The sequence below is a fragment of the Paenibacillus nuruki genome, assembly GCF_001721045.1.
Classification (GTDB): domain Bacteria; phylum Bacillota; class Bacilli; order Paenibacillales; family Paenibacillaceae; genus Saccharibacillus; species Saccharibacillus nuruki.
Window position 1 is genome coordinate 1 of the sequence record NZ_MDER01000095.1, and the last position, 3,365, is coordinate 3,365.

General features: G+C 36.3%; 3 protein-coding genes. All 3 read right to left on the reverse strand.

Annotated features, from left to right (window positions below; all coding sequences use genetic code 11):
• Nucleotides 1-326: 326 nt before the first annotated feature.
• The 3 genes from ruvB to ruvC all read right to left on the reverse strand — a co-directional run bounded on the left by ruvB (nt 327) and on the right by ruvC (nt 2,805).
• On the reverse strand, nt 327-1,346 hold the full coding sequence (ruvB, locus tag PTI45_RS22400; protein WP_069329815.1) for a Holliday junction branch migration DNA helicase RuvB: 1,020 nt from the start codon (nt 1,344-1,346) through the stop codon (nt 327-329).
• 344 nt (nt 1,347-1,690) lie between these two features.
• Nucleotides 1,691-2,305, reverse strand: coding sequence for a Holliday junction branch migration protein RuvA (gene ruvA / locus PTI45_RS22405; RefSeq protein ID WP_069329816.1), 615 nt, complete (start codon nt 2,303-2,305; stop codon nt 1,691-1,693).
• Nucleotides 2,302-2,805: a crossover junction endodeoxyribonuclease RuvC gene (gene ruvC, locus PTI45_RS22410; protein WP_069329817.1), complete on the reverse strand. Its 504-nt coding sequence runs from the start codon at nt 2,803-2,805 to the stop codon at nt 2,302-2,304. The genes ruvA and ruvC overlap by 4 nt, the downstream gene beginning before the upstream one ends.
• Between the last annotated feature and the right edge of the window lie 560 nt (nt 2,806-3,365).

The window sequence follows — 3,365 nt, forward strand, 5'->3', positions numbered from 1 at the left end:
TTGTGAGTATGGAGCAGCTCAGTCAATAGTAGCTACACACAACAACAACTATCTCACTATAAGTTGTTATTTTTTTCATTGTACGCCTACAACCATAAACTACAAAAAGTACATCGTCGGCAGCGTCAGCTGTGTATCAGCGACAGCTCATCACTCATCACTCATCACTCATCACTCATCACTCATCACTCATCACTCATCACTCATCACTCATCACAAATTATACGGACTGCTTCCTTTATATACAATTATATTATCGCCAAAAAGGCTTATTATTTATAGCACCTTGCTCTCTATAAATAATAAGCCTTTTCCCTAAATCAAATCTATGCTTTTCCATTCAAATGATCAGGCATCGGTATCCCCAAATAATCATAAGCCATAGGAGTCACGATCCGCCCACGTGGTGTACGTTGTAGGAATCCCAATTGAAGCAAATAAGGTTCATACACATCTTCAATCGTTTGACCTTCTTCACCAATCGTAGCCGCAATAGTGTCCAATCCTACAGGACCCCCGCGGAAATTATGAATCATCGCTTGCAAGACTTTATGATCAATCTGATCCAGTCCACGCGGATCCACTTGTAACATATCTAATGCTTCATCTGCAATCTCAGGTGTGATGATGCCGTCTCCCCGTACCTGTGCATAATCACGAACACGTTTAAGCAAACGGTTAGCAATACGTGGCGTTCCTCTGCCTCGAAGTGCGATTTCATCGGCTGCATCTCCCACAATATCGATACCAAGAATTTCTGATCCACGGCTTACAATAAATGAAAGTTCATCAACTGTATACAATTCTAAGCGACTCACTACCCCAAATCGATCTCGCAAAGGAGCAGATAATAAGCCTGCACGTGTCGTTGCTCCAATCAAAGTAAATGGAGGTAAATCCAAACGTACAGAACGAGCACTAGGACCTTTACCAATCATAATATCAAGTGCTGAATCTTCCATCGCTGGATATAATACTTCTTCCACAGACCGATGCAAGCGATGAATCTCATCAATAAACAATACATCGCCATCTTGAAGATTGGTCAGTAAAGCAGCCAGATCACCAGGACGCTCTATAGCAGGCCCTGAGGTTGTTCTTAAGTTCACACCTAGCTCATTAGCAATAATGTTAGCAAGTGTGGTTTTACCTAAACCTGGTGGACCATATAAGAGTACATGATCTAGCGCCTCGCCTCTTAATTTAGCCGCTTCAATATAAATCTTCATATTTTCTTTAATCCGTGTTTGCCCGATATATTCTGAAAGGTAACGGGGACGTAGACTCAGTTCCACCGCTTGGTCTTCCATCATCAAGTTAGCAGATATGATGCGGTCATCCGTCATCTTTATTCGCTCCCCTTCATCTGTTCTACCTGTTTTTTTCAATTCGATCCAAAGCTATCTTTAAATATACCCTAGCCACTTTAATATAATATTTAGTAAAAGATAAGTGCATACATTACGTTTTTTTAAAATAGTATTACTTGATCTTAATTATAATCTTAATCACTATATTAATTACGATCTTAATTACTACATTAACTACTGTATTATTCGTAATATATGCAAAATAGAAAAAACTTTTTCAGTAAGATACAATCTTCTACAAAATTCATAGCCTTTACTCTCAAATATACTGAAATATATTGAATTTCTATTCTTTTGATTATTTTAGCATAATGATTGTATTAGCCAGTATACAACATTTTTAGTGCTCTCTTCATCACATCATCGGCTGTATCATCAGGGAATACCTCGTGTTTCAATGTTTGCCAGATTCGATCTAATTCGGTATCCGTATATCCTAATGCTTTCAGTCCATCGCGCACTTCAGGCCATACTTCTCCAGAAGTATTTGTAGATATCGCCGGAGCAAATAACCCTGTAGTAATCAGAGAATCTCCAATACCACCTAGTTTATCTTTCAAGTCCAAAATCATACGTTGTGCTGTCTTTTTACCAATCCCAGGCAATTTGGTCAAGAACGTAATATTTTCTTGATAAATAGCAGTAACTACACCCTCTGGACTACCACCGCTCAAAATCCCAAGTGCTACACGTGGACCAATTCCTGATACTTCAATCAATTTACGAAATAACTTCTGTTCATCACGAGTAGGAAATCCAAAGAGTTGAATCGCATCTTCTCGTACATAATGATGAGTGTAGATGGTCACTTCGCCTGCTTCTTTCATCCATGCATAAGGATTAGGGCAAAACACACGGTACCCGATTCCTTGCATATCTACAATCACATATTCATTCTCCAAATGGACAATCGGTCCGCGCAAAAAATCAATCATTTTTTCAATACCTCATTTATCTTGGAGTTTAGCAAATAAGAATGCGCATGACATACAGCAACAGCTAACGCATCAGCCACATCATCAGGCTTCGGAATTTTTTGCAAATTTAAAAACATTCGAATCATTTCTTGAACCTGTCTTTTTTCAGCTTTACCATAACCAACAACAGCTTGTTTTACTTGCATTGGTGTATATTCTGCAATAGGTAATCCCTTTTGTTTAGCAGCTAATATCATCACTCCACGTGCCTGACTAACAGACATCGCATTGGTTACATTCCGATTAAAAAAGAGTTTTTCAAAAGCTACAGTGTCTGGCTGATATTTCTCAATCAATTGCACTGTACCTTCATAGACATGTAATAATCTATCCTCATCCGGTGTATGAGCTTCCGTTTGAATACATCCGTATTGAACAGGAGTCAACTTACTTCCGTTTTTATCAATAAATCCAAACCCAACGATCGCAATCCCGGGATCAATTCCCATAACACGCAAATCTATCGCTCCCTTGTTGTACCCCATAAGTATTAATGATCTTGCTTGAATATATAAAACAACTTTTATACAAAATACATCTATTCTGTATATTACGCATTAAATCACCTAGCTATTATAAACTAAATCATTTAGCTATCAGGATTTAACTATATCATCGCTAGAAATCATAATCTTAATCATATATTCGATTTGACCTCAATAGGCGAACATATGTATCTCTTTCATTTTATTATAGCAAATATAAATCAACTTGAGTTAATAAAATAACAAAATTTCATTGAAGTTATATCAATTGTATTTTCGAAACAACTTCGGAGTATTTCAACTAAAATGATAATTATTTATAACTCCATCTATATGTATCCCTATAATTAAGTCGTTAGTTATATTCTAGTGTTCATTAATATTTATTATCATTTTCCTATTCGTTTTATACATTCTTATTTGCTTTTAATATCTACTTTTATATATCTGTAATGGCTACTATTTTATATTCTGTTGTTTATATTTTAATTATTGTATATCTTTCAGAGTAAAAAGTTTTTATAGTTCTACAG